This window comes from Pseudomonas kurunegalensis (genome assembly GCF_030291635.1).
Classification (GTDB): domain Bacteria; phylum Pseudomonadota; class Gammaproteobacteria; order Pseudomonadales; family Pseudomonadaceae; genus Aquipseudomonas; species Aquipseudomonas monteilii.
In genome coordinates, this window is sequence record NZ_CP127871.1 from 2,500,870 (window position 1) to 2,527,422 (window position 26,553).

Below are 26,553 nucleotides of genomic sequence, written 5' to 3' on the forward strand. Positions count from 1 at the left end.
AGATTTGTGGTGGGGCATATACCGAGCGCCGCCCGCGCGGCGCATCGCGAGCAAGCTCGCTCCTACATTTGTTTCGGGCCAGTATCGCCTGTGCCGTCGTGCGCGACCGCCTCGATGGCTCAGCACAATATCGAGGTGTACGCCAAGGGGGCGCGCGCCTCTGTCTCAGGAATAACTGGCCCGAAACAAACGTAGGAGCGAGCTTGCTCGCGATGCGCCGCGCGGGCGGCGCTCGATCTCACAGGCGCTGAAAATGAAACGGCGACCACATAGCAGTCATCGTATCTCTTGTCAGGGGAAGGGAAAAACGATCGCGGAGACAGGCACAAGCCCGCCGCCCGCATCCACGGGAAGTGTTCTGGGACCAGCAGAGGGTGACCGGGGAAACGGGGGCGGCCTTGCGCCGCCCCGCGATCAAAGCAGAGGAAACTGAAGGTCAGGCAGCGTGCTGGCGCTTGATCTGCGCCTTGCGTACCTGGGCACGGCAAGCATCGCCGAACGCCTGGAAAATCTTGATCGAATCAGGGTTTTTCGCCGCTTGCCACTCCGGGTGCCACTGCACGGCGAACAGGAACGGCGAAATGCTCGGGGCGTGAATGGCCTCGACCAGGCCGTCTTCGGCATGGGCAATGGCTTCGATGCCGGCGCCAAGCTTGCGCAGGCCTTGGCCATGCAGCGAGTTGACGCGAATCTCATCGGTACCCAGGGTGTCTTGCAGCCAGCTGCCCGGCTGGACCTTCACGCCATGAACCTGAGCGTATTGCACTTCAACCGGGTCTTCCGGGTTTTCCCGGTGGTCGTTGAAGCCCGGCTCGGCGTACACCTTCTGGTAGATGTCGCCGCCCAGGGCGACGTTGATTTCCTGCATGCCACGGCAGATGCCGAAGATTGGCAGGCCACGCTTGATCGCCGCCTTGACCAACGGGATGTCGAACAGGTCGCGGTTCTGGTCCTGGCCCTTGCCTGGGGTCTGGTTTTCCTGGCCATACAGGGCCGGGTCGATGTTGCTGCCAGCGCCGGTCAGGTACACGCCGTCGGCCATGTCCAGGTAGGTCTCGAGGTCTTCAGTGCCGCAGCAAGTGGGCACCAGTACCGGAACGCAATCGGAGAATTCGACCAGCGGAGTGATGTATTTGTGGGTCATGACCTGATAGTCATGGCCTTTGCGCTCTTGGCTGCCCATGGTCATCAGGACGACGGGTTTGCGCAGGGAAGGTTGCTTGTTGCCAATGTTGCTGTTGGACATATGTCACCTTGGGACAGGTTCAGCCTGTCGTTGTTGTGCAGGCGCACGGCGCGGAGCCTTGGGTGCAGCCTGTAGCCCCGAGCACTGCCGGCTCGTCAGAGGCGACGATTCCGGTCGAGGCATGTAGATAGCTTGCCAGAGCCGTTCGATATGTCAAACGACTGAAGAGGGCTTTAACGCGGGGAATGCACCGGTTTTTGGGGGCTGAAACCGATGCGGGCCTGTAGCGGCGTGGGTTTGGCGGGGGTGTCGGTCAATAATATTTAACGATGCAGTTGGGTCTTTGCAGCGGTGCAAAGAAGGAGGCGCAGGTGCCCCCTATTTATCCGGTCGACGTTGAACCTGTAGGAGCGGCCTTGTGTCGCGAAAGGGCCGCGCAGCGGCCCCGGCGATATCGGCAGCGAAGCTGAATGCGGGTCCGCTGCGCGGCCCTTTCGCGACACAAGGCCGCTCCTACACGGTTGCGCATCAGCCAAGCAGTCCCAATCAGTGCAGTATCTGCGCCAGAAACGCCTTGGCTCGGTCGGTACGTGGCTGGTTGAAGAACACCTGCGGCGGGCTGTCCTCGATGATATGCCCACCCTCCAGGAACAGCACCCGCTCGGCCACTTGCCGGGCAAAGCCCATTTCATGAGTGACGCACAGCATGGTCATGCCGGTGCCGGCCAGTTGCACCAGCACATCCAGCACTTCGGCGACCATTTCCGGGTCCAGCGCCGAGGTTGGCTCGTCAAACAGCATGATCCTCGGTTTCATGCACAGCGCCCGGGCGATCGCCACGCGTTGCTGCTGGCCGCCGGACAACTGACTGGGGTACTTGTGCGCCTGGCTTTCGATACCCACCTTCTTCAGGTACATGCGCGCCCGTTCCTCGGCGTCCTTGCGCGACAGCCCACGCACGCTGGTAGGGGCCAGCAGGCAGTTGTCCAGTACGCTCATGTGCGGGAACAGGTTGAAATGCTGGAACACCATGCCGATATCGCTGCGCACCTGCGCCGCTTCACGGGTGGTGGCGGCCAGGTCGATGCCGTCGACCTTGATGCTGCCCTGCTGGGCCACCTCCAGGCGGTTGATGCAGCGGATCAGCGTCGATTTGCCCGAGCCGGACGGCCCGCACAGCACGATGCGTTCGCCTTCGCGCACCTGCAGGTCGATGTCGTGCAGCACGTGGTACGCGCCGTAGTGCTTGTTCAGGCCTTCGATGCGGATCAGCACCTGGCGTGGGTCGGGCTCGGGGGCAAGGCTGGCAAGGCTCAGTGGTGCGGTCATGTTGTTTTTCTCCCGCGTGGGTTCAGTCGAAACGGGTCGCGCTGTAGGGCGCGGGGTCGGTGAAGGGGTGTTCGCCGGTGATCAGCTCGGCCACCAGCCGACCGCTGACCGGGCCCAGGGTGAGGCCGTGGTGGGCGTGGCCGAAGTTGAACCACAGCCCCGGGTGGCGCGGTGCAGGGCCGATCACCGGGCGCATGTCGGGCAGGCACGGGCGACGGCCCAGCCACGGCGTGTCATCGAGGCGTTCGCCCAAGGCCGGGAACAGCTTGCGCGCCAGGGCCTCGCAGCGGCCCAGCTGGATCTGGTTGCCGGGCGCGCTGGCTGCGTCGAACTCGATGCCAGTCGTCAGGCGCACACCGCGCGCCATCGGCGCCAGCACGTAGCCGCCCTGGGTATCGCAAATGGAATGCTCCAATTGCGCGCCGTCACGGGTGCTGTAGTGCATGTGGTAGCCGCGCTTGATCGCCAGCGGGATCTGGTAGCCCAGGCCGCTGAACAGGTCGGCCGACTGTGGGCCGAGGCAGGCCACCACTTCGTCGGCGGTAATCGGGCCACGGCGGCTCTCTACCCGCCATTGGCCGTTGGCCTGGCGCAGGCTGCGTGCATCACCATGCAGGAACTGCCCGCCGCGTTGCTGGAACAGCGCCGCGTAGCCACGGGTGAGGGCGCCGGGGTTGTTCACGGTCTTCGGGTCGAGCCAGTGAATGCCGCCGACCACGGTGGCGTCCAGCTGGTGCTCGCGGGCCTGCAGTTGCCCGCATTCAAGGATTTCAAATTGCAGGCCATAGCGGCTCAGGCCTTTGGCATCGGCCTTGGCCTGCTCGAACAGGGCCGGGTCGCGGAACACTTCGATCCAGCCTTTGGCCTGCACCAGCCCTTCAAGGCCGGCAGCGGCGATCAGCGCGTCGTGTTCTTCGACGCAGCGCTGCACCAGCGGCAGCATGTCAGCGGCGGCGCCGGCCAGGCGACCAGGGGCTGACTGACGCCAGTAGCGCCACAGCCACGGCGCGGCCTTGGGCAGGTGCGCCAGGCTGTAGCGCACATCGGGCTGACGGTTCAGGCCGTAGCGCAGCAATGCGCCCAGTTGCCGGGGAAAGGCATAGGGGATGACGCTGGAGCGCTCGATCAGCCCGGCGTTGCCGTGGCTGGTGCCGCTGCCCGGTTCGTCGCGGTCGATCAGGATCACCTGGCGCCCGCGGGCCTGCAGGTGCAGCGCGGTGCTGACGCCGACGATGCCGGCGCCGAGGACAAGGGTCTGGCAATGCATGGAACGTATCCTTCGGTCAGTTCAGGTGGCGGCCCAGGCGGGCTTCCAGGTGTTTCAGCAGGCGCCGCACCAGTTCCACGATCACCAGGTAGAGCACAGCGGCCCACAGGTAGATCTGGAAGTCGAAACTGCGCGAGAAGGCCAGTTTGGTCACGCCCATGAGGTCGTAGATGGTCACCAGCGAGGCAATCGCACTGGCCTTGATCATCAGGATCAGTTCGTTGCCCAGCGGGCCGATGGCCACCAGCAGCGACTGCGGCAGGATCACCTTGAAGAAGGTGGTCGAGCGTTTGAGGTTCAGCGCCCGCGCTGCCTCATGCTGGCCGGGGGCGACGGCCATCAGGCTGCCACGGAAGATCTCGGCCTGGTAGGCGGCGGTGTTCAGGGTGAATGCCAGCAAGGTGCAGAACCACGCCTCGCGGAAGAACCACCACAGGCCCACGTCCTGCCAGAAGCCCTTGAGCGAGCCCAGGCCGTAATACAGCAGGAACAGTTGGGCCAGCAGCGGCGAGCCACGGAAGAAGTACACATAACCGGCGGCCATGCGCTGCAGTACCAGGCTGCGCGACATGCGTGCCAGGGCCAGCAACAGGCCGAGCACGGCGCCCAGGCTGAAGGAAATGGCCACCAGCTTGGCGGTTACCAGCAGGCCATCGAGAAAGCGCGGGCCGTAGCGCTCCAGCAGGTCGGGGTCGAGCACCAGTGCCAGCAGTTGATCGAAGCTCATGCGCGTGCTCCTTGCAGGTGGCGGTTGCTGCGCCGTTCGATGTAGGCGAACACGCGCCCGGAAAGTGCCGCGAACAGCAGGTAACCCAGGCAGGCGACGCCGTAGAAGAACATGGGCTCCTTGGTCACGCTGACCGCCAGGTTGGTCTGGCGCATCAGGTCGACCAGCGAAATGGTCGACACCAGCGAGGTGTCCTTGAGCAGCGACAGCCAGTTATTGGACAAGCCAGGCAGGGCGATGCGGGTCAGTTGCGGCAGCAGCACCTTGAAGAAGCCGGTGCGCTTGCTCAGGCCCAGTGCCGAGCAGGCTTCCAGCTGGCCTTTGGGCAGGGTCTTGAAGGCTGCGAGCCAGATCTCGCTGGAAAACGCGGCGAACACCAGGCTGAAGGCAATCATCGCGGCAAGGAAAGTGTTGATCAGGAACTCACCCTCGTAGCCCATGGCGGCAAGGATCTTCTGCGCGGCGATCTGGCAGCCGTAATAAATGATCAGCAATGTCAGCAGCTCTGGCAGGCCGCGAAACACGGTAGAGAACGTGGTGGCCCAGGCCCGTGGCAGGCGTTTGCGCGAGCGTGCGGCCAGCGCAACTACCAAGCCCAGCGGCAGGCCGATGGGCAGGCAGGCCAGGGCGAGGGAAACGGTAACCAGCGCGCCGGCCAGCAGCGCCTGGCCCCAGCCTCCGCTGGCGAAGGACAGCAAGGACAATTGATCGAGCATGACAAACCCCTTGGACGGGTAGTGCGGTCTCTGCGGGAGCGACGCAACGCCGTTCCCACAGAGCTTTCGCAAGACTTCCTGAAGATCAGTTGTAGATATCGAAAGCGAAGTACTTGCTGGCGATCTTCTGGTAGGTGCCGTTGGCCACGATCTGTTGCAGTGCAACGTTCAGGCGCTGGCGCAGGGCCTCGTCGTCCTTGCGCACGGCAATGGCAGCATCGGCTTTGGTGTTTGCCACGTCGCCGAGGATCTTGCAGCAATCCCCACCATTCTTGGTCATCCACTCGTGCAGCGGGAATTTGTCGGCAATCACCCCGTCCAGGCGCCCGGCGGCCAGGTCGGCGTTGGCTTCGTCCATGGTCGGGTACAGCTTCACGTCGGCACCGGCCTTGCCATACACGTCTTCGGCGTAGATGGCCTGGGTGGACGACGACTGGGCGCCGACGGTGTAGCCGACGAAGTCGGTCTGGGCGCTGTCGATCTTGCTGTCCTTGGCGACGGCAACGGTCAGCGGGGTGCGGTAGTAATGGTCGGTGAAGGCGATTTTCTTGCGACGTTCTTCGGTGTCGATCATCGAGGCGACAATAGCGTCGTACTTGCGTGCCATCAGGGCCGGGATGATGCCTTCCCAGTCCTGGGCCACCAGCGTGCACTCGACTTTCATCTGTTCGCACAGGGCGTGGGTGATGTCGATGTCGAAGCCGTGCAGTTTGTTATCGGCATCGACATAGTTGAAGGGCGGGTAGGCGCCCTCGGTGGCAAAACGCAGGGTTTCGGCACTGGCGGCACCCGTCAGCAGCAGGGCACACGCACCCACCAAGGCCATGGTCTTGTTCATCTCGCACCTCATTGCACTCTTGCTATTGTTGTTTGCCCGCCGACCACGAGGTGTAGCCGACGAACTCGTTATGTAGAGCGGCAGTCGCTTCCAAGCGTTTTTCAACATCAGGCCCGAGTTTCTTGCAGACCTCGTTGACCATCAGGTGAACCCACGACAGCATCGTCGAGGTGGATTCCCAGAACAGATTGAACTCGGTGGGGATGCGGAACACCTCGTCGGCGTTGGCATCGGCCCAGTCACAGAAGGTGTCGGTCACCAGGGTGACCGCGATGCCCGCCTCGCGCGCCTTCTGGCACAGCATCAAGGCATGGCGGGAATAACGGCGCGCTTCGAACACCACCAGGGCACTGTCTTCGGCGCGGCCCAGCAACACGTCGCCGAAGTGCCCGGCGCTGATATCGACCAGCTGCACGCCATCGCGCAGGTATTGCAGCAAGTGGCTCATGCACATGGCCACGCCGCGCTCGGTCTGGAAGCCGGCGATGAACACCCGTGGCTTGCTGGCCAGGCGTTGCGCCACGCTGTGCCAGGCCGGGCTCTGACGGTACTCGTGCACGCGCACCAGGGCGGCGATCTCCAGCTCCAGGCTGCCGGCGTTGTCGCTGGCGTCCTGGTTCTGGCGGTAATCTTGCAGGCGGTCACCCACCAGCCACGGGCCGTCGCCCAGGTCGTTCTGCAGGTCTTGCTTAAGCGCCTTGAGGTGGGCATAACCCAGTGAGCGGCAGAAGCGCCCGACGCTGGATTCGCTGACGCCCAGCTTGGCGGCGATGCTGGCCGAAGTCTGGAACGGCAGTTCGTGCAGGTTGGCGAGCATGTAGGTGGCGATCTTGCGGCCCGAGGCAGCGGCCCCTTCGAGGCTGTTTTCCAGGCGTTGCTTGATCGGTTGGCTCATGCTGCGGCTCCAGGGGTGAGGCGTGGGAAGAAAATGAATGTTTTCTGTCATCAAGTCAACATTTGACAGATTGCTGTCACATGCAGGAAAGTTTTTGTCGTTGCAACGCTGTCGCCATTCCAAAATCAACAAGGAGCTTCAGATGTCCGCACCTTCCACCAGCACTGTCGTGCATGTGCCTTTTACCGAGCTGCAGGGCCTGTTGCAGGCCATCTTCCAACGCCATGGCTGCAGCGAGCGCGTGGCTCGGGTGCTGGCTTACAACTGTGCCAGCGCCCAGCGCGATGGCGCTCACAGCCATGGCGTGTTCCGCATGCCCGGCTATGTCTCTACCTTGAACAGTGGTTGGGTTGATGGCCAGGCCACGCCCAAGGTCAATGACGTGGCGGCCGGCTATGTCACGGTCGATGCAGCAGGCGGTTTCGCCCAACCCGCGCTGGCTGCTGCCCGTGAGTTGTTGGTGGCCAAGGCGCGCAATGCCGGTATTGCCGTGCTGGCGATCCACAACTCGCACCACTTCGCGGCACTGTGGCCAGATGTTGAACCGTTTGCCGAAGAGGGCCTGGTGGCCCTGAGCGTGGTCAACAGCATGACCTGCGTGGTGCCGCATGGCGCCCGCAAGCCACTGTTCGGCACCAACCCCATCGCGTTTGCCGCACCGTGTGCCGAACACGACCCGATCGTCTTCGACATGGCCACCAGCGCCATGGCCCACGGTGACGTGCAGATTGCCGCGCGTGCCGGCCAGCAACTGCCGGAAGGCATGGGCGTGGATGCCAATGGCGAGCCGACCACCGACCCCAAGGCGATTCTGGAAGGCGGCGCCTTGCTGCCATTTGGCGGGCACAAGGGCTCGGCGCTGTCGATGATGGTCGAGTTGCTGGCGGCGGCGCTGACCGGCGGGCATTTCTCCTGGGAGTTCGACTGGTCGGGGCACCCGGGGGCGAAAACGCCATGGACCGGGCAACTGATCATCGTCATCGACCCGCACAAGGCCGAGGGCGAGCGCTTTGCCCAGCGTAGCCGCGAGTTGGTGGAACAGATGCAGGCGGTGGGGTTGACGCGGATGCCGGGTGAGCGGCGCTATCGTGAGCGCGAGCTGGCCGAGGAGGAGGGTGTGGCGGTGACTGAGCAGGAGTTGCAAGGCCTGAAAGAGTTGCTTGGCTGATTGCCGCTATTGCGTTGGCGCTACGCGGTCCCTGTAGGAGCGGCCTTGTGTCGCGATGGGCCGCAAAGCGGCCCCAGGATTTCAGCGCAAGTGCACATAATGCCGGGGCTGCTGCGCAGCCCTTTCGCGACACAAGGCCGCTCCTACAGGAGGCGCGCTGGCTTCAGGCTTCCAGCCATGCAATGTTGCATAGACAACCTTGCACAATAGTGGATGTTCCTGAACCCGCACTCCGGGTATGCTCAACGCTGACTTTTCGTACTGTCCTGATCCAAGGAGCTGCACGCTGTGTTCAAACATGTCGATGCCTATGCCGGCGACCCGATCCTCTCGTTGATGGAAACCTTCAAGGCCGACCCGCGCGCCGACAAGGTCAACCTGAGTATCGGCCTGTATTACGATGAGGCTGGCGTGGTGCCGCAACTGGCGGCTGTGGATGCGGTGGAAAAACGCATCGCCGGCCAGGACCACGAAGCTTCCCTGTACCTGCCGATGGAAGGCCTGGCCAGCTACCGCCAGGCGATCCAGGCACTGCTGTTCGGTGTCGATCACCCGGCTGTAACCGGCGGCCGTGTGGCCACCGTGCAGACCGTGGGTGGCTCCGGTGCCCTGAAAGTCGGTGCCGACTTCCTCAAGCGCTATTTCCCGCAGTCCGAAGTCTGGGTCAGCAACCCGACCTGGGACAACCACCGCGCCATCTTCGAAGGCGCCGGCTTCAAGGTGCACACCTACCCGTACTTCGACCAGGCCACCCGTGGCGTGGACTTCGACGGCATGCTGGCAACCCTGCAGACCCTGCCGGCCAACAGCGTGGTACTGCTGCACCCCTGCTGCCACAACCCCACCGGCGCCGACCTGGAACAACACCAGTGGCAACAAGTGGTCGAAGTGGTCAAGGCGCGCCAACTGATCCCGTTCCTCGACATCGCCTACCAGGGCTTCGCCGAAGGCCTGGTGGAAGACGCCTACGCTATCCGCGAAATGGCCCGTGCCGGTGTGCCGTGCCTGGTCAGCAACTCGTTCTCGAAAATTTTCTCGCTGTACGGCGAGCGGGTTGGCGGCCTGTCGGTAGTGTGCGACGACGACGCCACTGCCCAGAGCGTCCTTGGCCAGCTCAAGGCCACCGTGCGCCGCAACTACTCCAGTCCGCCCAACTTCGGCGCCCAGCTGGTCGCTGGCGTGCTGAGCGATGCCGGCCTCAATGCCCAGTGGGCCGAAGAAGTCGAAGTGATGCGCAAGCGTATCCTCGACATGCGCCAGGCGCTGGTCGATGCGCTGGCGGTGCTGCTGCCAGGCCAGGACTTCCAGTTCTTCCTGCGCCAGCGCGGCATGTTCAGCTACACCGGCTTCAGCGTCGAGCAAGTGCGCCGCCTGCGTGACGAGTTTGGCGTGTACCTGATCGACAGCGGCCGCGTGTGCATGTCCGGCCTGCGCCCGGCCAACCTGCAACGGGTTGCCGAAGCATTCGCTGCTGTTCAGAAGTAATACCGCCAAGGGGCCTGCGCGGCCCCTTCTTGCGGGAGTGCAGGCCTTTCGCGCCGCACGGTTGCTCTGACAATCGCACGGCAGGTTTTCGCTGGTGAAGACAAAATGGCCGTCACACAAGTGGTGACGGTCAAGGACTATGCCTTCACACAGCGTTCGGCACGATACTATTTGGTCTTTTTGTCCGGGTAGAGATCAATAGACGCCGTGGCCTTGAAAATGTCCTTCATGTCTGAAGTTTTACCATTGACGGTGAAATTTATGAATCTGTCTGCGTTGCGGCTGTACTCCAAGTTGCCATGCCAGTGTCTTTCTATTACTCCGTCTTTGTCTTTGCCGGGCCTGAAGACAGTACAACCGAGTCCCGTTTCTTCATCCAGGCTCCCAGATTTAAGCGCTTGTTCAGCGTAAATAAAAAAGGCCCATTCCTGTTTGTTTTCGTCAGTGCCGAGCAGGGCGACCGTATTGGGTGAGGCAAAAGCAAGATTAAATTTGTCAAAAGATGGGCCTTCGTTCGCGTACTTTATATTCGCTTCTATGGTGGCGGTAGAAGAGGTAGAGGCGACCTTAACCCCATTTTCGATCAGGTCAAACAGCGCTTTCACCAAACTCATGATGTAGCCTCGCATTTTTTCAATTGGTTCTTGTCACCATTCCAAGATCCCGAGCGATTCGCAAAAATGAATAGGGCCTTGTTTGGAAATATCAAGCTACTATCGAATCCCATGCTGGGAAACTGACAAAAATGATAGGTGCCGTCCGGCCTTGGCCAGGCTCGAATACCCCTGATTTCGCTAAATCGCCACCCCAAAAAACGGTTTTTCATGGGGCCTTGTGAAAGACAAAAACAAGAATGCCGTTTTGGTGAATGACATTCATGCGGGCAAGCCTGTCTACAAATTGGCGTTTTTATGCACGGTGTCGGTGTTCGGTCGCGAAATGGAGGGGGTGGAGCGGGTTCAATATCAGAATATGGCAGGTCGTCTCGATGCGATGATGGCCGACATGAGGCAAAGCGGGACAGGTTGGCAGGCCAGCTTGGCTCACTTTACCCTGCAAGGTAGCCCCACCGGCACAACCCGCTTGTAAAGACAAGTGCAACCGCCCCTCGGAAAGGGGCTTCGCAAGTGCAACCTTTCCGTGCACAATCGCGCCCCTCTTTTCCGGTTGAGTTGGGCGATAGCACTATTTCGCCATTCTCAGCCTGTTGCAGTCTTGCGAGTGGAGCTTCACCCGGAATGAATGAGCAGGCCCCAAGCGTTGAACAACGCTTTGCAGAATCGACCCCCGCCACCCTTGGCAGCTGGGCGCGTCACGACACTACCTGGATGCTGGGCCTGTTTGGCACAGCGATTGGCGCCGGAACCCTGTTCCTGCCGATCAACGCCGGCCTTGGCGGCTTCTGGCCGCTGCTGATCCTGGCCATCCTGGCCTTCCCGATGACGTACTTTGCCCACCGTGGCCTGACCCGTTTCGTCCTGTCGGGGCGCAACGGTGGTGACATCACCGAGGTGGTCAAAGAGCACTTCGGCAGCACCGCCGGTGCCTCGATCACCGTGCTGTATTTCTTCGCGATCTTCCCCATCCTGCTTATCTATAGCGTGGCGCTGACCAACACCGTGTCCAGCTTCATGGAGCACCAGCTGCACATGGCGCCGCCACCACGGGCCATCCTGTCGTTCGTGCTGATCCTCGGCCTTTTGGCCATCGTGCGCTGCGGCGAGCAGGCCACGGTCAAGGTCATGAGCCTGCTGGTGTACCCGTTCATCGTCGCCCTGGCATTGCTGGGCCTGTACCTGGTGCCGCACTGGACCGGTGGCATCCTCGACAGCGCCACCCAGGTGCCGCCAGCCTCGGCCTTCCTGCACACCCTGTGGCTGGCCATTCCGGTGATGGTGTTCTCGTTCAACCACTCGCCGATCATCTCGGCCTTCGCGGTGGACCAGAAGCGCCGTTACGGCGAGCACGCCGATGAGCGTAGCGGCCAGATCCTGCGCCGTGCCCACCTGTTGATGGTGGTGATGGTGCTGTTCTTCGTGTTCAGCTGCGTGCTCACCCTGAGCAGCGCCCAGTTGGCCGAAGCCAAGGCACAGAACCTGTCGATCCTGTCGTACCTGGCCAACCACTTCAGCAACCCGACCATCGCGTTCGCTGCACCGCTGATCGCCTTCGTGGCTATCGCCAAGTCGTTCCTGGGTCACTACATCGGTGCCAGCGAAGGCCTGAAAGGCATCATCACCAAGACCGGCGCGCGCCCAGGTGCCAAAACCCTGGATCGCGTAGTCGCTGCACTGATGCTGGTGGTGTGCTGGATCGTTGCCACCCTCAACCCGAGCATCCTCGGCATGATCGAGTCGCTCGGCGGGCCGATTCTCGCGGTGCTGCTGTTCCTGATGCCGATGTACGCCATTCACCGTGTACCGTCCATGCGCAAGTACAGCGGCGCGGCCTCCAACGTGTTCGTCGTGGTGGTCGGCCTGGTTGCGTTGACTTCGGTGGTGTACGGCCTGCTGGGCTGATTCGCCCCCTGCAATAAAGAATGCCCGGGTTGCTTGTCGCAAACCGGGTATTTTTTTGTCCACAAAAAGTGTCGGGAAATAGAACAATTTTACCTGACCCATAGGCACCCGGCCGGCTTCATGCTTAACTCAGTGTCCTTTTCAAACCCAGCATAAGGATTTCGTCATGGCTCAAGTGACTCTCAAAGGCGGCCCGGTTCAGGTCAACGGTAACCTGCCACAGGCCGGCGCCCAGGCTCCGGCTTTCTCCCTGGTCGGTGAAGGCCTGGCTGACAAGTCGCTGAAAGACTTCGCCGGCAAGCGCAAAGTGCTGAACATTTTCCCGAGCGTCGACACCCCAACCTGCGCTACCTCCGTGCGCAAGTTCAACGCCCAGGCCAACGATGTCGCCAACACTGTCGTGCTGTGCATCTCCGCCGACCTGCCGTTCGCCCAGGCGCGCTTCTGCGGCGCTGAAGGCCTGGAGAACGTGAAGAACCTGTCGACCCTGCGTGGCCGCGAGTTCCTCGAAAACTACGGCGTCGCCATCGCCGACGGCCCGCTGGCCGGCCTGGCAGCCCGCGCTGTGGTAGTGCTGGACGAGAACGACAAGGTGCTGCACAGCGAGCTGGTTGGCGAAATTGCTGACGAGCCGAACTACGATGCAGCCCTGGCTGTGCTGAAGTAAGGACTGTGTAGGGCCGGGGGAACCCTTCTGCCCGCCACCGCTCCAAGCAACACCCTGTAACGGCCCGGAGCGCTCTCCGGGCCGTTTTCATTTAAAATTCCGCGTCTTGGCAACGTCAGCCTAAGGTAAACCTCTGGTAAAGGCCCTTTGCTTAAACGATGCCATTGCTTATCGTTCACCCTCCCCAAGTCGCCATTCCGAACAAGGTTCGTTCAACCCATGCAAGCGTCCAATTCCCGTTCCCCCCGTCGCTGGCTCGTCGGCCTGCTGATCCTGCTGCTGGTGGCTGCACTGGCCTGGTGGCTGTGGCCTGCAGCAACGCCTGCGCATAAAGAAGCCAGTGGCGGCGGCGGGCGCGGCGGCAAGGGCATGGGCATGATGGGCGGTCGCCCGGGCTTTGGCGGCTCCAGCGAAGCGGTACCCGTGCGCGTCGAGCCGGTGCGAGTGGGTGACTTCCCGCTGTACTACAAGGCCCTGGGCACGGTCACCGCGACCAACACCGTCAACGTACGCAGCCGCGTGGCTGGCGAACTGGTGAAAATCCACTTCAAGGAAGGCCAGCAGGTCAAGGCCGGCGACTTGCTCGCCGAAATCGACCCGCGCTCGTACCGCATCGCCTTGCAGCAAGCCGAAGGCACATTGGCGCAGAACCAGGCGCAGTTGAAGAACGCCCAGGTCGACCTGGCCCGTTACAAAGGCCTGTACGCCGAAGACAGCATCGCCAAGCAAACCCTCGACACCGCCGAAGCACAGGTGGCGCAATTCCAGGGGCTGGTCAAGACCAACCAGGCTCAGGTCAACGATGCCCGCCTGAACCTCGACTTCACCCAGATCCGTGCGCCGATCAGCGGCCGTGTCGGCCTGCGTCAGCTCGACCTGGGCAACCTGGTGGCGGCCAATGACACCACCGCACTGGTAGTCATCACTCAGACCGAGCCGATCAACGTCGCCTTCACCCTGCCGGAAACCGAGCTGAGCACCGTGCTGGAGCGCTATCGCAGCGGCGCCAGCCTGCCGGTCGAGGCCTGGGACCGCAGTGACAGCAAACTGCAATCTACCGGCGTGCTGGGCAGCATCGACAACCAGATCGACACCACCACTGGCACCCTCAAGTTCAAAGGCCGCTTCGAAAACAAGGACCTGGCCCTGTTCCCCAACCAGTTCGTCAACGTGCGCTTGCTGGCCGATACCCTCAAGCAGGTGGTCATGGCCCCGGCGGCGGCCATCCAGTTCGGCAATGACGGTAGCTTCGCCTACGTGGTCAATGCCGAGAACACCGTTAACGTGCGCAAGCTCAAGGTGGGCGCCAGCGATGGCGAGAACAGCGTCATTCTCGACGGCCTGAAGGCCGGTGATCGTCTGGTGCTGGAAGGTACCGACCGCCTGCGCGAAGGCACCAAGGTCGAAGTGGTCGAAGACAGCTCGCAAGTGCCGACCACCCCGGGCCAGCACCTGCAAGGGCAAGAGGCCAAAGGCTCGGCGCAAACCGGTGAAGCACAACCTGGCAAAGCAGCAGGCAAGGCGGGCGCATGAACCTCTCGCGTCTGTTCATTCTGCGGCCGGTCGCCACCACGCTGAGCATGCTGGCCATCGTCCTGGCCGGTCTGATCGCCTATAAGCTGCTGCCGGTTTCCGCCTTGCCGCAGGTGGATTACCCGACCATCCGCGTCATGACCCTGTACCCCGGCGCCAGCCCGCAGGTCATGACCAGTGCGGTCACCGCCCCCCTGGAGCGCCAGTTCGGCCAGATGCCTGGCCTTGAGCAAATGGCCTCGACCAGCTCCGGCGGCGCGTCGGTGCTGACCTTGCGCTTCAACCTCGACATGAACATGGACGTTGCCGAGCAACAGGTGCAGGCCGCGATCAACGCCGCCAGCAACCTGCTGCCCAGCGACCTGCCAGCGCCACCGGTGTACAACAAGGTCAACCCGGCTGATACCCCGGTGCTGACCTTGGCCATTTCCAGCAAGACCATGCCGCTGCCAAAGCTCAACGACCTGGTCGACACCCGCGTGGCGCAAAAGCTCGCGCAGATCAGCGGTGTGGGCATGGTCAGCATTGCCGGCGGCCAGCGCCAGGCAGTGCGCATCAAGGTCAACGTCGATGCCTTGGCCGCCAACGGCCTGAACCTGGATGACGTGCGCACGCTGATTGGCGCGTCCAACGTCAACCAGCCAAAGGGCAACTTCGACGGCCCGACCCGGGTGTCGATGCTCGATGCCAACGACCAGCTGCGTTCCCCCGAGGAATACGCCAACCTGATCCTGGCCTACAACAACGGTGCGCCGCTGCGCCTGAAAGACGTGGCCGAAATCGTCGACGGCGCAGAGAACGAGCGCCTGGCCGCCTGGGCCAACGAAAATCATGCCGTGCTGTTGAATATCCAGCGTCAGCCGGGCGCCAACGTGATCGAAGTCGTCGACCGCATCAAGGACTTGTTGCCGTCGATTACCGACAACCTGCCGGCCGGTCTGGATGTGTCGGTGCTCACCGACCGCACCCAGACCATCCGCGCTGCGGTGAAGGACGTACAGCACGAACTGCTGATCGCCATCGCCCTGGTGGTGATGGTCACCTTCCTCTTCCTGCGCCGCTTCAGCGCCACCATTATCCCTTCGATCGCCGTGCCTTTGTCGCTGATCGGCACCTTTGGCGTGATGTACCTGGCCGGCTTCTCGGTCAACAACCTGACGCTGATGGCCCTGACCATCGCCACCGGCTTCGTGGTCGATGATGCCATCGTGATGCTGGAAAACATCTCGCGGCATATCGAAGAGGGCGAGACGCCCATGCAGGCAGCGCTCAAGGGCGCCCGGCAAATCGGTTTCACCCTGATTTCCCTGACCTTCTCGCTGATCGCGGTACTGATCCCGCTGCTGTTCATGGCTGACGTGGTCGGCCGGCTGTTCCGCGAGTTCGCCATTACCCTGGCGGTGGCCATCCTGATTTCCCTGGTGGTGTCGCTGACCCTGACGCCGATGATGTGTGCCCGGCTGCTCAAGCGCGAGCCCAAGGAAGAAGAGCAGGGGCGCTTCTACCGTGCCAGTGGTGCCTGGATCGACTGGCTGATCAAGCACTACGGCAGTGCCCTGCAATGGGTGCTGAAGCACCAGCCGTTGACCTTGCTGGTCGCCGTGGCCAGCCTGGCGCTGACGGTGTTCCTGTACATGGTGGTACCCAAGGGCTTCTTCCCGGTGCAGGACACCGGGGTCATCCAGGGCATTTCCGAGGCGCCGCAATCCACCTCGTTTGCCGCCATGAGCGAGCGCCAGCAGGCCCTGAGCAAGGTGATCCTGCAGGACCCGGCCGTGCAGAGCCTGTCGTCCTACATCGGCGTCGATGGCGATAACGCCACGCTCAACAGTGGCCGCCTGCTGATCAACCTCAAGCCCCATGGCGAACGGGATGTCACCGCCAGCGAGGTCATCAGCCGTCTGCAACCGCAACTCGACCGGCTGGTGGGTATCCGCCTGTTCATGCAGCCGGTGCAGGACCTGAGTATCGAAGACCGCGTCAGCCGCACCCAGTACCAGTTCAGCCTGTCGTCGCCAGACGCCGACCTGTTGGCGCAATGGAGCAGCAAGCTGGTACAGGCGCTGCAGCAGCGCCCGGAACTGGCCGACGTGGCCAGTGACTTGCAGGACAAGGGGCTACAGGTGTACCTGGTGATCGACCGTGACATGGCCAGCCGCCTGGGCATCACGGTGTCGCAGATTACCAACGCCCTTTACGACGCGTTCGGCCAGCGGCAGATCTCCACCATCTACACCCAGGCCAGCCAGTACCGCGTGGTGCTTCAGTCGCAGGACGCGGCAGTCATTGGCCCACAGGCGCTGGAGTCGATTCACGTCAAGGCCACCGATGGCGGCCAGGTGCGCCTGTCGGCGCTGGCGCGTATCGAGCAGCGCCAGGCCCAGTTGGCCATTTCCCACATCGGCCAGTTCCCGGCGGTGACCCTGTCGTTCAACCTGGCCCACGGTGCATCGCTGGGCGAGGCTGTGCAGGTGATCGAGCAGGTGCAGAAGGACATCGGCATGCCGTTGGGCGTGCAAACCCGCTTCCAGGGTGCGGCGGAGGCCTTCCAGGCATCGCTGTCGAGCACCTTGCTGCTGATCCTGGCGGCGGTGGTGACCATGTACATCGTGCTGGGCGTGCTGTACGAAAGCTACATTCACCCGGTGACCATCCTCTCGACCTTGCCGTCGGCAGCAGTGGGCGCTTTGCTGGCTCTGCTCATCAGCGGCAACGACCTGGGCATGATCGCCATTATCGGCATCATCCTGCTGATCGGTATCGTCAAGAAGAACGCGATCATGATGATCGACTTTGCCCTGGAGGCCGAGCGCCACCAAGGCATGAACCCGCGCGATGCCATCTACCAGGCGGCGTTGCTGCGCTTCCGGCCGATCCTGATGACCACCCTGGCCGCGCTGTTCGGCGCCGTGCCGCTGATGCTCGCCACCGGTTCCGGCGCCGAGCTGCGCCAGCCACTGGGCCTGGTGATGGTGGGCGGCTTGCTGGTCAGCCAGGTGCTGACGCTGTTCACTACCCCGGTCATCTACCTGTACTTCGACCGCCTGGCCCGCCGCTGGCGCCCGGCCACTGACGTGAAGCAGGCCGAGGCATGAACCTGTCCGGTCCTTTCATCCGTCGCCCGGTGGCGACCATGCTGTTGAGCCTGGCGATCATGCTGCTGGGTGGGGTCAGCTTCGGCTTGCTGCCGGTGGCGCCGCTGCCGCAGATGGACTTCCCGGTGATCGTGGTGTCGGCCAACCTGTCCGGCGCCAGCCCTGAGGTCATGGCGTCTACCGTGGCCACGCCACTGGAGCGCAAGCTGGGCAGCATTGCCGGCGTGACCACGCTGACCAGCAGTTCAAACCAGGGCTCCACGCGGGTGGTGATCGGTTTCGAGATGGGCCGTGATATCGATGGTGCGGCGCGCGAGGTGCAGGCGGCGATCAACGCTACCCGCAACCTGCTGCCCAGCGGCATGCGCAGCATGCCCACCTACAAGAAGATCAACCCGTCCCAGGCGCCGATCATGGTGCTGTCGCTGACCTCGGAAGTGCTGCAGAAAGGCCAGCTGTACGACCTGGCCGACACCATCCTGTCGCAGAGCCTGGCCCAGGTGTCGGGGGTAGGGGAGGTGCAGATCGGCGGCAGCTCGCTGCCGGCGGTGCGCATCGCCGTCGAGCCGCAACTGCTCAACCAGTACAACCTGTCGCTGGACGAAGTGCGCACGGCGGTGTCCAACGCCAACCAGCGTCGGCCCATGGGCTTTGTCGAGGACGCCGAGCGCAACTGGCAGGTGCGCGCCAACGACCAGCTGGAAAGCGCCAAGGACTACGAGCCGGTGGTGATCCGCCAGCAAAACGGTACCATCCTGCGCCTGTCCGACGTGGCGACCATCACCGACGGCGTCGAGAACCGTTACAACAGTGGCTTCTTCAATGACCAGGCGGCTGTGCTGCTGGTGGTCAACCGCCAGACCGGCGCCAACATCATCGAAACGGTTGACCAGATCAAGGCACAGCTGCCGGCCCTGCAGTCGTTGCTGCCAGCCAGCGTGCAACTGAACGTGGCCATGGACCGCTCGCCAGTGATCAAGGCCACCCTGAAAGAGGCCGAGCACACCCTGCTGATTGCCGTGGTACTGGTGATCCTGGTGGTGTACCTGTTCCTCGGCAGCCTGCGCGCCTCGCTGATCCCCAGTCTGGCCGTGCCGGTGTCGCTGGTGGGCACGTTCGCGGTCATGTACCTGTGCGGTTTCTCGCTGAACAACCTGTCGCTGATGGCGCTGATTCTGGCCACCGGCCTGGTGGTGGACGACGCCATCGTGGTGCTGGAGAACATCTCGCGGCACATCGAGGACGGGCAGCCGCCGATGAAGGCGGCCTTCCTCGGCGCCAAGGAAGTAGGCTTCACCTTGCTGTCGATGAACGTGTCGCTGGTGGCGGTGTTCGTCTCCATCCTGTTCATGGGTGGCATTGTGCGCAACCTGTTCCAGGAGTTCTCCATCACCCTGGCGGCGGCGATCATCGTATCGCTGGTGGTGTCGCTGACCCTGACGCCCATGCTCTGCGCCCGCTGGCTCAAACCGCATCAGGCCGAGCAGACACGCCTGCAACGCTGGAGCGACAAACTGCACCAGCGCATGGTCAACGGCTACGACCGCAGCCTGGGCTGGGCCCTGCGCCACAAGCGCCTGACCCTGCTCAGCCTGTTGGCCACCATCGGCATCAACATCGCGCTGTACGTCGTGGTGCCCAAGACGCTGATGCCGCAACAGGACACCGGCCAGCTGATGGGCTTTATCCGCGGCGACGACGGGCTGTCGTTCACCGTGATGCAGCCGAAGATGGAAATCTACCGCCGTGCTTTGCTCGCCGACCCGGCAGTGCAGAGCGTTGCCGGTTTCATCGGTGGCAACAGCGGCACCAACAACGCCATGGTGTTGGTGCGCCTGAAACCGATCAGCGAGCGCAAGATCGATGCGCAGAAGGTGATCGAGCGCCTGCGCAAGGAAATGCCCAAAGTGCCTGGCGGGCGCCTATTCCTGATGGCCGACCAGGACCTGCAACTGGGCGGCGGTGGCCGTGACCAGACGTCGTCGCAGTACCTGTATACCCTGCAGAGTGGCGACCTGGCAGCGCTGCGTGAGTGGTTCCCGAAAGTGGTCGCAGCTGTGCGTGCACTGCCGGAACTCACTGCTATCGATGCGCGTGACGGTGCCGGCACCCAGCAGGTGACCCTGGTGGTCGACCGCGACCAGGCCAAGCGCCTAGGCATCGACATGGACATGGTTACCACGGTGTTGAACAACGCCTACAGCCAGCGGCAGATCTCTACCATCTACGACAGCCTCAACCAGTACCAGGTGGTGCTGGAGATCAACCCGAAATACGCCTGGGACCCAAGTACTCTGGAGCAGGTGCAGGTGATCACCGCCGACGGCGCCCGCGTACCGCTGTCCACCATCGCCCACTACGAGAACAGCCTGGCCAACGACCGCGTCAGCCACGAAGGCCAGTTCGCCTCCGAAGACATCGCCTTCGACGTCGCGGAAGGCTACAGCCCCGACCAGGCCATGGCAGCGCTGGAGCGCGCGGTGGCCAAGTTAGGCTTGCCTGAGGAAGTGATCGCCAAGCTGGGTGGCACTGCCGACGCCTTTGCCAAGACGCAGGAGGGTCAACCGTTCATGATCCTGGGTGCGTTGGTGCTGGTGTACCTGGTGCTGGGCATCCTGTACGAAAGCTACATTCACCCGCTGACCATTCTCTCGACACTGCCTTCGGCTGGCGTTGGTGCGTTGCTGGCACTGTACGTCACGGGGGGCGAGTTCAGCCTGATCTCGATGCTGGGCCTGTTCCTGCTGATCGGCGTGGTGAAGAAGAACGCCATTTTGATGATCGACCTGGCCTTGCAGCTGGAGCGCCATCAAGGGCTGTCGCCGGAAGAGTCTATCCGCCGGGCCTGTCTGCTGCGCCTGCGGCCGATCCTGATGACCACCCTGGCGGCCATTCTTGGCGCCTTGCCGCTGCTGCTGAGCCACGCCGAAGGCGCGGAAATGCGCCAGCCGCTGGGCCTGACCATCATTGGTGGCCTGGTGTTCAGCCAGATCCTCACCCTTTACACGACGCCGGTGGTCTACCTGTATCTGGACCGCCTGCGCCACCGTTTCAACCGTTGGCGCGGCGTGCGCACCGACGCCGCCCTGGAAAACCCGCTATGACTTTTGCCCAGACCCCACTTCATCGTGCCCTGCAAACGCTGACCTGTGGGCGTGGCTCGCGCCTGCTCGGCGCCGGGTTGTGCGTGGCCCTGCTCAGTGCCTGTACCTTGAGCCCGGATTACCACCGTCCCGAGCTGAACAGCACGGCGGCGCAGTTCAAGCACGCCGAAGGCTGGACCCAGGCCGCGCCATCCGACGCCATCGCCCGTGGCGCCTGGTGGGAAATCTACGGCGATGCCGGGCTCAATGCGCTGGTTGAGGAACTGAACCGCAGCAACCAGACCGTAGCGCAATCCGAAGCCCAGTACCGCCAGGCCCAGGCGCTGGTGCGCAGCAGCCGCGCGGCGCTGTTCCCGAGCCTGGACCTGAGCACCAGCAAGAACCGCTCGGCCCAGGGCACCGGCAGCTCCAGTTCGAGCTTGTCCAACAACAGCAGTGGTATTCGCAACACCTACAATGCGCAGTTGGGCGTGAGCTGGGAAATCGACCTGTGGGGCAAGCTGCGCGAAACCATGAATGCCAACGAGGCCAGTGCCGAAGCCAGCTTCGCCGACCTCGCGTCGATCCGCTTGAGCCAGCAATCGGAGCTTGTGCAGAACTACCTGCAACTGCGGGTGATAGACGAGCAAAAGCGTCTGCTGGAAGCCACTGTGGCGGCCTACGAGCGCTCGTTGCGGATGAACGAAAACCAGTATCGCGCCGGCGTTGCCGGGCCGGATGCAGTGGCCCAGGCGCGCACCCAGCTCAAGAGCACCCAGGCTGACCTGATCGACCTGATCTGGCAGCGTGCGCAGTTCGAGAACGCCATTGCCGTGCTGTTGGGCAAAACCCCGGCCGACTTCGCTCTGGCCGACAGCAAGGACATTCCTGCGCTGCCGCAAATCCCGGTATCCCTGCCTTCGCAGCTGCTGGAGCGGCGCCCGGACATCGCTGCTGCCGAGCGTAACGTGATGGCCGCCAATGCCAACATCGGCGTGTCGCGGGCGGCGTATTTCCCCGATCTGAGCCTGAGCATGAGCGGCGGCTATTCCAGCAGCAGTTTCAGTAACTGGATCGAGCTGCCCAACCGCTACTGGTCGGTAGGCCCGCAACTGGCGTTGACCCTGTTCGACGCCGGCAAGCGCAGCGCCGAGGTGGACCGCACGGTGGCGGCGTATGACCAGACCGTGGCGCAATACCGCCAGACAGTGCTGGACGGCTTCAAGGAAGTGGAAAACCTGCTGGTGCAGTTGAAGGTGTACGGCGATGAAGCGGTGGTGCGCCAGGAAGCGCTGGATGCCGCCCGCGAGTCGCTGCGCCTGACCGAGAACCAGTACCGCGCAGGGTTGATCGGCTACCTGGATGTGGTGAACGTGCAGACCACGGCGTTGAGCAACGAGCGCAGTGTGTTGAACCTGCTGCAAGGGCGCTTGGTAGCCAGCGTGCAGTTGGTAGCGGCGCTGGGTGGCGGCTGGGATGCCGAACAGGCATTTGCCGAGCAGGATTGAAGCGACCCGCAGACGCGTACCCCTGTAGGAGCGGCCTTGTGTCGCGATCGGGCCGCAGAGCGGCCCCAGAACTTTGTGTACAAGCACAGATCGCTGGGGCCGCTTCGCAGCCCGATCGCGACACAAGGCCGCTCCTACAGCTACCGCGCATCCGTCCAGGCCCTCGCAGTCTTTGGATCCATTCCCATTCGCAAAAACCCCGTGCGTTTCGCTTAAGCTTGAGTACAATCGTCAGCTTTTGCCGGGCCCCCTGTCCCGTCGCTGGAACTCCCAATGCTGACCGGTAGCTACTCCTCTTCGCTGGTGCTGATTTCGCTGTGCGTGGCGATTCTGGCGTCTTATACCGCCCTTGACCTGACCGGCCGCATCGCCACGGCCAAGGGCCGGGCTGCCTACTTGTGGATGGGGGGCGGCGCGTTGGCCATGGGCATCGGCGTGTGGTCGATGCACTTCATCGGCATGCTCGCCTTCAGCCTGCCTATCGACCTGGGTTATGACCTGGCGCTTACCGCGTTCTCGCTGCTGATCGCTGTGCTGTCCTCGGGCTTTGCCCTGTGGCTGGTGAGCCAGCCGAGCCTGCCGTGCCTGCAACTGGGCTTCGGCGCGCTGATCATGGGCGCCGGCATTGCCTGCATGCACTACACCGGCATGGCCGCGCTGCGCATGCTGCCGGGCATCGACTATGACCCGACGCTGTTTGGCGCCTCGCTGCTGATTGCCGTGGGTGCGTCTGCGGCGGCGCTGTGGATCGCCTTCCGTCTGCGCAAACACACCCCCTACGTGCGGCAGATCCGCGGGCTGGCGGCCGTGGTGATGGGGTTTGCCATCGTCGGCATGCATTACACCGGCATGGCGGCGGCGAACTTCCCCGAAGGCAGTTTCTGCGGTGCGCTGGCAGGTGGGTTGCAGGGCGATAGCCTGGTTTACCTGGTGTTGATCACCACCTTGGCGGTGTTGGCCGTGGCCTTGCTCACCTCGGTGCTGGACGCGCGCCTGGAGGCGCGCACCGCCGAGCTGGCCCGTTCGCTGACCCTGGCCAACCAGGAGCTGACCCAGCTGGCCCTGCACGACACCCTGACCGATCTGCCCAACCGCACGTTGCTGGCCGACCGCATCGAGCAGGCCATTGCCAAGGTGGCGGAGCAGGGCGGCTGTTTTGCCCTGATGTTCATTGACCTGGACGGTTTCAAACCGGTCAACGATGCCTTTGGTCACCACATTGGCGACCTGCTGCTCAAGGCCGTGGCGGGGCGGCTGCGCGGCCACTTGCACAGCCAGGACACGTTGGCGCGCATCGGCGGTGACGAGTTCGTGCTGCTGGTGGAATTGCAGGAGCCGAACGATGCCATGGACGTGGCGGTCAAACAGGTCAACCTGGTGTCGCGGCCATTCCGCGTGGCCGAACACGACCTGCAACTGTCGGCGAGCCTGGGCATTGTCCTGTATCCGGGCAACGGCCAGGACCAGCACGAGCTGCTGCGCAATGCCGACGCTGCCATGTACCACGCCAAGAGCGCCGGCAAGAACGGCTACAGCTTCTTCGACGTGTCGATGAACAGTAACGCCCGCCAGCAACTGCAACTGCTGCAGGACCTGCGCCAGGCGCTGGAGCAGCGCCAGTTCCGGTTGCACTACCAGCCCAAGTTCGACGCCCAGGCCTGTCAGCCGATCGGTGCCGAGGCCTTGCTGCGCTGGGAGCATCCGCAACAAGGGCTACTGCTGCCTGACCGTTTCATTGGCCTGGCAGAGAAAACCGGCCTGATCATTCCCATCGGTGATTGGGTGCTGGACGAAGCCTGCCGGCAGATGCGCCAGTGGCTGGACCAAGGGCATCAAGGCTGGCGCATGGCCGTGAACCTGTCGGCCATCCAGTTCTGCCATGCCGGGCTGGTCGAGAGCGTGGCCCGGGCCCTGCAACAGAACGGCCTGCCGGCCAACTGCCTGACCCTGGAAATCACCGAAACCACTGCCATGCACGACGCCGATGCCAGCCTGACCGTGCTGCAACGCCTGTCCGACATGGGAGTGGACCTGTCCATCGATGACTTTGGCACCGGCTACTCCAGCCTGATGTACCTCAAGCGCCTGCCGGCCAACGAACTGAAAATCGACCGTGGCTTCGTGCGTGACCTGGAGCAGGACAGTGACGATGCGGCGATTGTTTCGGCTATCGTCGCCCTGGGCCAGGCGCTGGGCCTGCGCATCGTTGCCGAAGGGGTGGAGACCGACAAGCAGCAAGACTTCCTGACCCGACTGGGGTGTGATTCGCTGCAAGGCTACCTGCTGGGCCAACCAGTGCCCGCCGAACAGTTCATGAGCAAGTTGCAGGCAATGCGGCCGCAAGATACCGCAGCGGGCTAAACGGCATCGCGCAAGGTGAAGCTGGGTATGAACGCGTCCATCTCCGCTTCGACGGCTTCGATGATGCGTTCAACGTCGGCGGCAGCCATGACGGCCGTGCAGGGGATACCGGCTATAGCCAGTAGCGTTTCGCCGGTGGCGCGGTCGAACAGCCGTGCGACCATGCTGCGTGGCGCATCCATGATGGCCTCGAAGCCCAGCGGGTGGAAATGCCAGCGCATCACCTGGCAGGCGTTGGGGAACGTCATCTTGTTCATGCCTGCCTCCTTGTCCGTGCCTGGACGTGGTGAGCGGATGGCCACATCGATGCGGCCGCCGGGAATGTAAACATAGCAGCTGCCACGCGTGATTCTCGGTTGCAAATACGACAAATGTGCTAATGCATGACGGCGTTCACATCCTTGTCATGGGTGCAGATTGTTCCGTGCCTTCAAGGCAAACGTTTTCCTTGCGTGCTAGCGTCGGCAACCCAGCGGTAATTGTCTTTTTCCAAGACAATCGACTGGCGTTATTTCCGACGAGTGGCGCTATACATCCCTAGGGCGGGAGCTGCTGATGTTAGTCGATGTGTAGGGGCCGGCACCTCTCACATATTTGGCAATTTCTATTGCCGCTTGCACGGGTGCAATGGTCAATTTGTGAACGTTCAACCGGGGTATCCAACTGCGAATTGTCCGCAAGGAAATGACGGCGGACTCAGCGATTTGGTTGCTGATTATCGCCTCTTGCTGGAGGACGGATATGCTGTTCTCGATGCTCAAGATGCTATGGTCAGCCCGAGGCACTTGCCTTTGAAGAGTAGGCGTTGCGGCCTGAGGTGCGCGAAATTGTGGTGTGGGGTCTAATCCAGTCCAATTCAGCACTCTACGCTTCAACCATTCAACTATATGCCCAGAAGGATCGTATCGGTTGATCGGGTCGTTATGGCAGTAGGCGTACGCATTGATGCCGCCTTTGTCAAAAGGGGACTTCGAGTCTGCTTGATTGAAGGTGTTGTGGGCAGGTGCATAGAGCCGCTTTCCTTGGCCTAGTGGATAACAGTTGCTGATTCGCTCATACGGTTGGCCATTAAAGCCTAATAGTGTTGCCAGACCGTTGTTGCCAATGAAACCAAAGGGCGTGTAGGCCTGATGTAAGAGGCCGGAATGGGTTCCAATGACAGTTCCCGCCTCGTCTACCAGCAGTGCATTGAATGTGACAGCCATCACGTAATCCTGTGCGATTCAGCCTCTTCATAATTTAGCGCTTACATGGCACCGCGAACACTGGCAGTTTTATCAGTTGATCGACCTAACAGCCCAGCTGCAATATTGATGGTGAACCCCACATCTGACGTTTGCACTACCAGCCTAAGTTCGACGCCCAAGCCTGTCAGTCGATCGGTGCCGAGGCCTTGCTGCGTTGGGAATACCTTCAACAAGGGCTACTGCTGCCTGGCCGCTTCATTGGCCTGGCAGAGAAAACCGGCCTGATCATTCCTATCGGTGAGTGGTTGCTGGACGAGGCCTGCCGGCAGGTGCGCCAGTGCCTGCTGAACAGTTCATGAGCAAGTTGCAAGCATTGCGTCAGCAGGATGCCGCGGCGGGTTAAACCGCGTCACGCAAGGCGAAGCTGGGTATGAAGGCGTCCATCTCCGCTTCGACGGCTTCGATGATGCGTTCAACGTCGGCGGCAGCCATGATGGCCGTGCAGGGGATACCGGCTATAGCCAGTAGCGTTTCGCCGGTGGCGCGGTCGAACAGCCGTGCGACCATGCTGCGTGGCGCATCCATGATGGCCTCGAAGCCCAGCGGGTGGAAATGCCAGCGCATCACCTGGCAGGCGTTGGGGAACGTCATCTTGTTCATGCCTGCCTCCTTGTCCGAACCTGGACGTAGTAAGCGGATGGCCACATCGATGCGGCTGCCGGGAATGTAAACATAGCAGCTGCCATGCGTGATTCTCGGTTGCAAATACGGCAATTGTGCAAATACCTGACAGCGATCACAGTCCCTTGTGGTGTGGGTCGCGAGGCAAACGTTTGTCTTGGGCGTTAGCGGCATGAAGCCCTGTCTGTTCAACCTCTCGGACCTGCATTGAGAGCAGTGGCTTTCGGACGAGCGGCAGAACTGAACAGGGCCTTTTGCGCCAACTTACTCTCCGAAGGCTTCTTGGTAATCGGATGCACCATCCGCTT

The 26,553-nt window shown here is 62.5% G+C and carries 21 protein-coding genes and 1 pseudogene; 11 read left to right on the forward strand and 11 right to left on the reverse strand.

What is annotated here, in order from left to right; genetic code table 11:
- Positions 1-436: 436 nt before the first annotated feature.
- From QQ992_RS11215 to QQ992_RS11245, 7 genes are all read right to left on the reverse strand, one after another.
- Positions 437-1,246 carry a gamma-glutamyl-gamma-aminobutyrate hydrolase family protein gene (locus tag QQ992_RS11215; RefSeq protein ID WP_286113403.1) on the reverse strand — a complete coding sequence of 270 codons (810 nt, stop codon included), beginning with the start codon at positions 1,244-1,246 and terminating at the stop codon, positions 437-439.
- Positions 1,247-1,732: 486 nt separating this feature from the next.
- Positions 1,733-2,515 carry an amino acid ABC transporter ATP-binding protein gene (locus QQ992_RS11220; protein ID WP_105947475.1) on the reverse strand — a complete coding sequence of 261 codons (783 nt, stop codon included), beginning with the start codon at positions 2,513-2,515 and terminating at the stop codon, positions 1,733-1,735.
- A gap of 22 nt (positions 2,516-2,537) precedes the next feature.
- Complete coding sequence (locus tag QQ992_RS11225) at positions 2,538-3,782, reverse strand: NAD(P)/FAD-dependent oxidoreductase (RefSeq protein ID WP_105947476.1); 1,245 nt, start codon at positions 3,780-3,782, stop codon at positions 2,538-2,540.
- Between the two features lie 16 nt (positions 3,783-3,798).
- Positions 3,799-4,509, reverse strand: coding sequence for an ABC transporter permease (locus QQ992_RS11230; protein ID WP_105947477.1), 711 nt, complete (start codon positions 4,507-4,509; stop codon positions 3,799-3,801).
- Complete coding sequence (locus QQ992_RS11235; protein ID WP_016713841.1) at positions 4,506-5,225, reverse strand: ABC transporter permease; 720 nt, start codon at positions 5,223-5,225, stop codon at positions 4,506-4,508. The genes QQ992_RS11230 and QQ992_RS11235 overlap by 4 nt, the downstream gene beginning before the upstream one ends.
- A gap of 85 nt (positions 5,226-5,310) precedes the next feature.
- Positions 5,311-6,063, reverse strand: a complete 753-nt coding sequence (locus QQ992_RS11240) for a transporter substrate-binding domain-containing protein (protein WP_028698823.1) — start codon at positions 6,061-6,063, stop codon at positions 5,311-5,313.
- A 22-nt stretch (positions 6,064-6,085) separates the two neighbouring features.
- Positions 6,086-6,958, reverse strand: a complete 873-nt coding sequence (locus tag QQ992_RS11245) for a MurR/RpiR family transcriptional regulator (RefSeq protein ID WP_110741082.1) — start codon at positions 6,956-6,958, stop codon at positions 6,086-6,088.
- A 142-nt stretch (positions 6,959-7,100) separates the two neighbouring features.
- On the opposite strand from QQ992_RS11245, the gene QQ992_RS11250 reads away from it, so the two are divergent.
- Positions 7,101-8,126, forward strand: a complete 1,026-nt coding sequence (locus QQ992_RS11250) for an Ldh family oxidoreductase (protein WP_286113404.1) — start codon at positions 7,101-7,103, stop codon at positions 8,124-8,126.
- Between the two features lie 288 nt (positions 8,127-8,414).
- Complete coding sequence (locus tag QQ992_RS11255) at positions 8,415-9,611, forward strand: amino acid aminotransferase (protein WP_286113405.1); 1,197 nt, start codon at positions 8,415-8,417, stop codon at positions 9,609-9,611.
- A 167-nt stretch (positions 9,612-9,778) separates the two neighbouring features.
- Here QQ992_RS11255 and QQ992_RS11260 read toward each other — a convergent pair whose 3' ends face one another.
- Complete coding sequence (locus QQ992_RS11260) at positions 9,779-10,225, reverse strand: hypothetical protein (protein ID WP_286113406.1); 447 nt, start codon at positions 10,223-10,225, stop codon at positions 9,779-9,781.
- A 220-nt stretch (positions 10,226-10,445) separates the two neighbouring features.
- Here QQ992_RS11260 and QQ992_RS11265 point away from each other — a divergent pair, with 220 nt between their 5' ends.
- From QQ992_RS11265 to QQ992_RS11300, 8 genes are all read left to right on the forward strand, one after another.
- Complete coding sequence (locus QQ992_RS11265; protein ID WP_286113407.1) at positions 10,446-10,700, forward strand: hypothetical protein; 255 nt, start codon at positions 10,446-10,448, stop codon at positions 10,698-10,700.
- Between the two features lie 149 nt (positions 10,701-10,849).
- The gene (locus tag QQ992_RS11270) at positions 10,850-12,130 is read left to right on the forward strand and encodes a serine/threonine transporter (RefSeq protein WP_060497024.1); all 1,281 of its coding nucleotides are present in this window, start codon (positions 10,850-10,852) and stop codon (positions 12,128-12,130) included.
- Between the two features lie 166 nt (positions 12,131-12,296).
- Positions 12,297-12,797, forward strand: coding sequence for a thiol peroxidase (gene tpx / locus QQ992_RS11275; RefSeq protein ID WP_105947479.1), 501 nt, complete (start codon positions 12,297-12,299; stop codon positions 12,795-12,797).
- 219 nt (positions 12,798-13,016) lie between these two features.
- The gene (locus tag QQ992_RS11280) at positions 13,017-14,330 is read left to right on the forward strand and encodes an MdtA/MuxA family multidrug efflux RND transporter periplasmic adaptor subunit (RefSeq protein ID WP_105947480.1); all 1,314 of its coding nucleotides are present in this window, start codon (positions 13,017-13,019) and stop codon (positions 14,328-14,330) included.
- Complete coding sequence (locus QQ992_RS11285; protein ID WP_286113408.1) at positions 14,327-17,425, forward strand: MdtB/MuxB family multidrug efflux RND transporter permease subunit; 3,099 nt, start codon at positions 14,327-14,329, stop codon at positions 17,423-17,425. The genes QQ992_RS11280 and QQ992_RS11285 overlap by 4 nt, the downstream gene beginning before the upstream one ends.
- Positions 17,422-20,529: an efflux RND transporter permease subunit gene (locus QQ992_RS11290; RefSeq protein ID WP_286113409.1), complete on the forward strand. Its 3,108-nt coding sequence runs from the start codon at positions 17,422-17,424 to the stop codon at positions 20,527-20,529. Before QQ992_RS11285 ends, QQ992_RS11290 begins: the two co-directional genes overlap by 4 nt.
- The gene (locus QQ992_RS11295) at positions 20,526-22,016 is read left to right on the forward strand and encodes an efflux transporter outer membrane subunit (RefSeq protein ID WP_286113410.1); all 1,491 of its coding nucleotides are present in this window, start codon (positions 20,526-20,528) and stop codon (positions 22,014-22,016) included. The genes QQ992_RS11290 and QQ992_RS11295 overlap by 4 nt, the downstream gene beginning before the upstream one ends.
- A 273-nt stretch (positions 22,017-22,289) precedes the next feature.
- Complete coding sequence (locus QQ992_RS11300) at positions 22,290-24,377, forward strand: putative bifunctional diguanylate cyclase/phosphodiesterase (protein WP_286113411.1); 2,088 nt, start codon at positions 22,290-22,292, stop codon at positions 24,375-24,377.
- Here QQ992_RS11300 and QQ992_RS11305 read toward each other — a convergent pair.
- Positions 24,374-24,634: a DUF1652 domain-containing protein gene (locus QQ992_RS11305; protein ID WP_019098363.1), complete on the reverse strand. Its 261-nt coding sequence runs from the start codon at positions 24,632-24,634 to the stop codon at positions 24,374-24,376. The two genes, QQ992_RS11300 and QQ992_RS11305, sit on opposite strands and share 4 nt — an antisense overlap.
- A gap of 270 nt (positions 24,635-24,904) precedes the next feature.
- Positions 24,905-25,582, reverse strand: coding sequence for an RHS repeat-associated core domain-containing protein (locus QQ992_RS11310; RefSeq protein ID WP_286113412.1), 678 nt, complete (start codon positions 25,580-25,582; stop codon positions 24,905-24,907).
- Between the two features lie 128 nt (positions 25,583-25,710).
- On the opposite strand from QQ992_RS11310, the pseudogene QQ992_RS11315 reads away from it, so the two are divergent.
- A pseudogene (locus QQ992_RS11315) lies at positions 25,711-25,908 on the forward strand (EAL domain-containing protein); the annotation flags it as partial.
- 55 nt (positions 25,909-25,963) lie between these two features.
- Here the strand turns inward: QQ992_RS11315 and QQ992_RS11320 are convergent.
- Positions 25,964-26,224 (reverse strand): DUF1652 domain-containing protein, encoded by a 261-nt coding sequence (locus tag QQ992_RS11320; RefSeq protein ID WP_286113414.1) that lies wholly within the window; start codon positions 26,222-26,224, stop codon positions 25,964-25,966.
- Positions 26,225-26,553 lie beyond the last annotated feature (329 nt).

Bases quoted from the DNA above. Each gene is read 5' to 3' on its own strand.
- QQ992_RS11295 (WP_286113410.1), top strand. From the start codon at position 20,526: ATGACTTTTGCCCAGACCCCACTTCATCGTGCCCTGCAAACGCTGACC.
- QQ992_RS11270 (WP_060497024.1), top strand. From the start codon at position 10,850: ATGAATGAGCAGGCCCCAAGCGTTGAACAACGCTTTGCAGAATCGACC.
- QQ992_RS11305 (WP_019098363.1), bottom strand. From the start codon at position 24,634: ATGAACAAGATGACGTTCCCCAACGCCTGCCAGGTGATGCGCTGGCAT.
- QQ992_RS11285 (WP_286113408.1), top strand. From the start codon at position 14,327: ATGAACCTCTCGCGTCTGTTCATTCTGCGGCCGGTCGCCACCACGCTG.
- QQ992_RS11225 (WP_105947476.1), bottom strand. From the start codon at position 3,782: ATGCATTGCCAGACCCTTGTCCTCGGCGCCGGCATCGTCGGCGTCAGC.
- QQ992_RS11245 (WP_110741082.1), bottom strand. From the start codon at position 6,958: ATGAGCCAACCGATCAAGCAACGCCTGGAAAACAGCCTCGAAGGGGCC.
- QQ992_RS11320 (WP_286113414.1), bottom strand. From the start codon at position 26,224: ATGAACAAGATGACGTTCCCCAACGCCTGCCAGGTGATGCGCTGGCAT.
- QQ992_RS11290 (WP_286113409.1), top strand. From the start codon at position 17,422: ATGAACCTGTCCGGTCCTTTCATCCGTCGCCCGGTGGCGACCATGCTG.
- QQ992_RS11310 (WP_286113412.1), bottom strand. From the start codon at position 25,582: ATGGCTGTCACATTCAATGCACTGCTGGTAGACGAGGCGGGAACTGTC.
- QQ992_RS11215 (WP_286113403.1), bottom strand. From the start codon at position 1,246: ATGTCCAACAGCAACATTGGCAACAAGCAACCTTCCCTGCGCAAACCC.
- tpx (WP_105947479.1), top strand. From the start codon at position 12,297: ATGGCTCAAGTGACTCTCAAAGGCGGCCCGGTTCAGGTCAACGGTAAC.
- QQ992_RS11250 (WP_286113404.1), top strand. From the start codon at position 7,101: ATGTCCGCACCTTCCACCAGCACTGTCGTGCATGTGCCTTTTACCGAG.
- QQ992_RS11230 (WP_105947477.1), bottom strand. From the start codon at position 4,509: ATGAGCTTCGATCAACTGCTGGCACTGGTGCTCGACCCCGACCTGCTG.
- QQ992_RS11235 (WP_016713841.1), bottom strand. From the start codon at position 5,225: ATGCTCGATCAATTGTCCTTGCTGTCCTTCGCCAGCGGAGGCTGGGGC.
- QQ992_RS11300 (WP_286113411.1), top strand. From the start codon at position 22,290: ATGCTGACCGGTAGCTACTCCTCTTCGCTGGTGCTGATTTCGCTGTGC.
- QQ992_RS11220 (WP_105947475.1), bottom strand. From the start codon at position 2,515: ATGACCGCACCACTGAGCCTTGCCAGCCTTGCCCCCGAGCCCGACCCA.
- QQ992_RS11260 (WP_286113406.1), bottom strand. From the start codon at position 10,225: ATGAGTTTGGTGAAAGCGCTGTTTGACCTGATCGAAAATGGGGTTAAG.
- QQ992_RS11280 (WP_105947480.1), top strand. From the start codon at position 13,017: ATGCAAGCGTCCAATTCCCGTTCCCCCCGTCGCTGGCTCGTCGGCCTG.
- QQ992_RS11240 (WP_028698823.1), bottom strand. From the start codon at position 6,063: ATGAACAAGACCATGGCCTTGGTGGGTGCGTGTGCCCTGCTGCTGACG.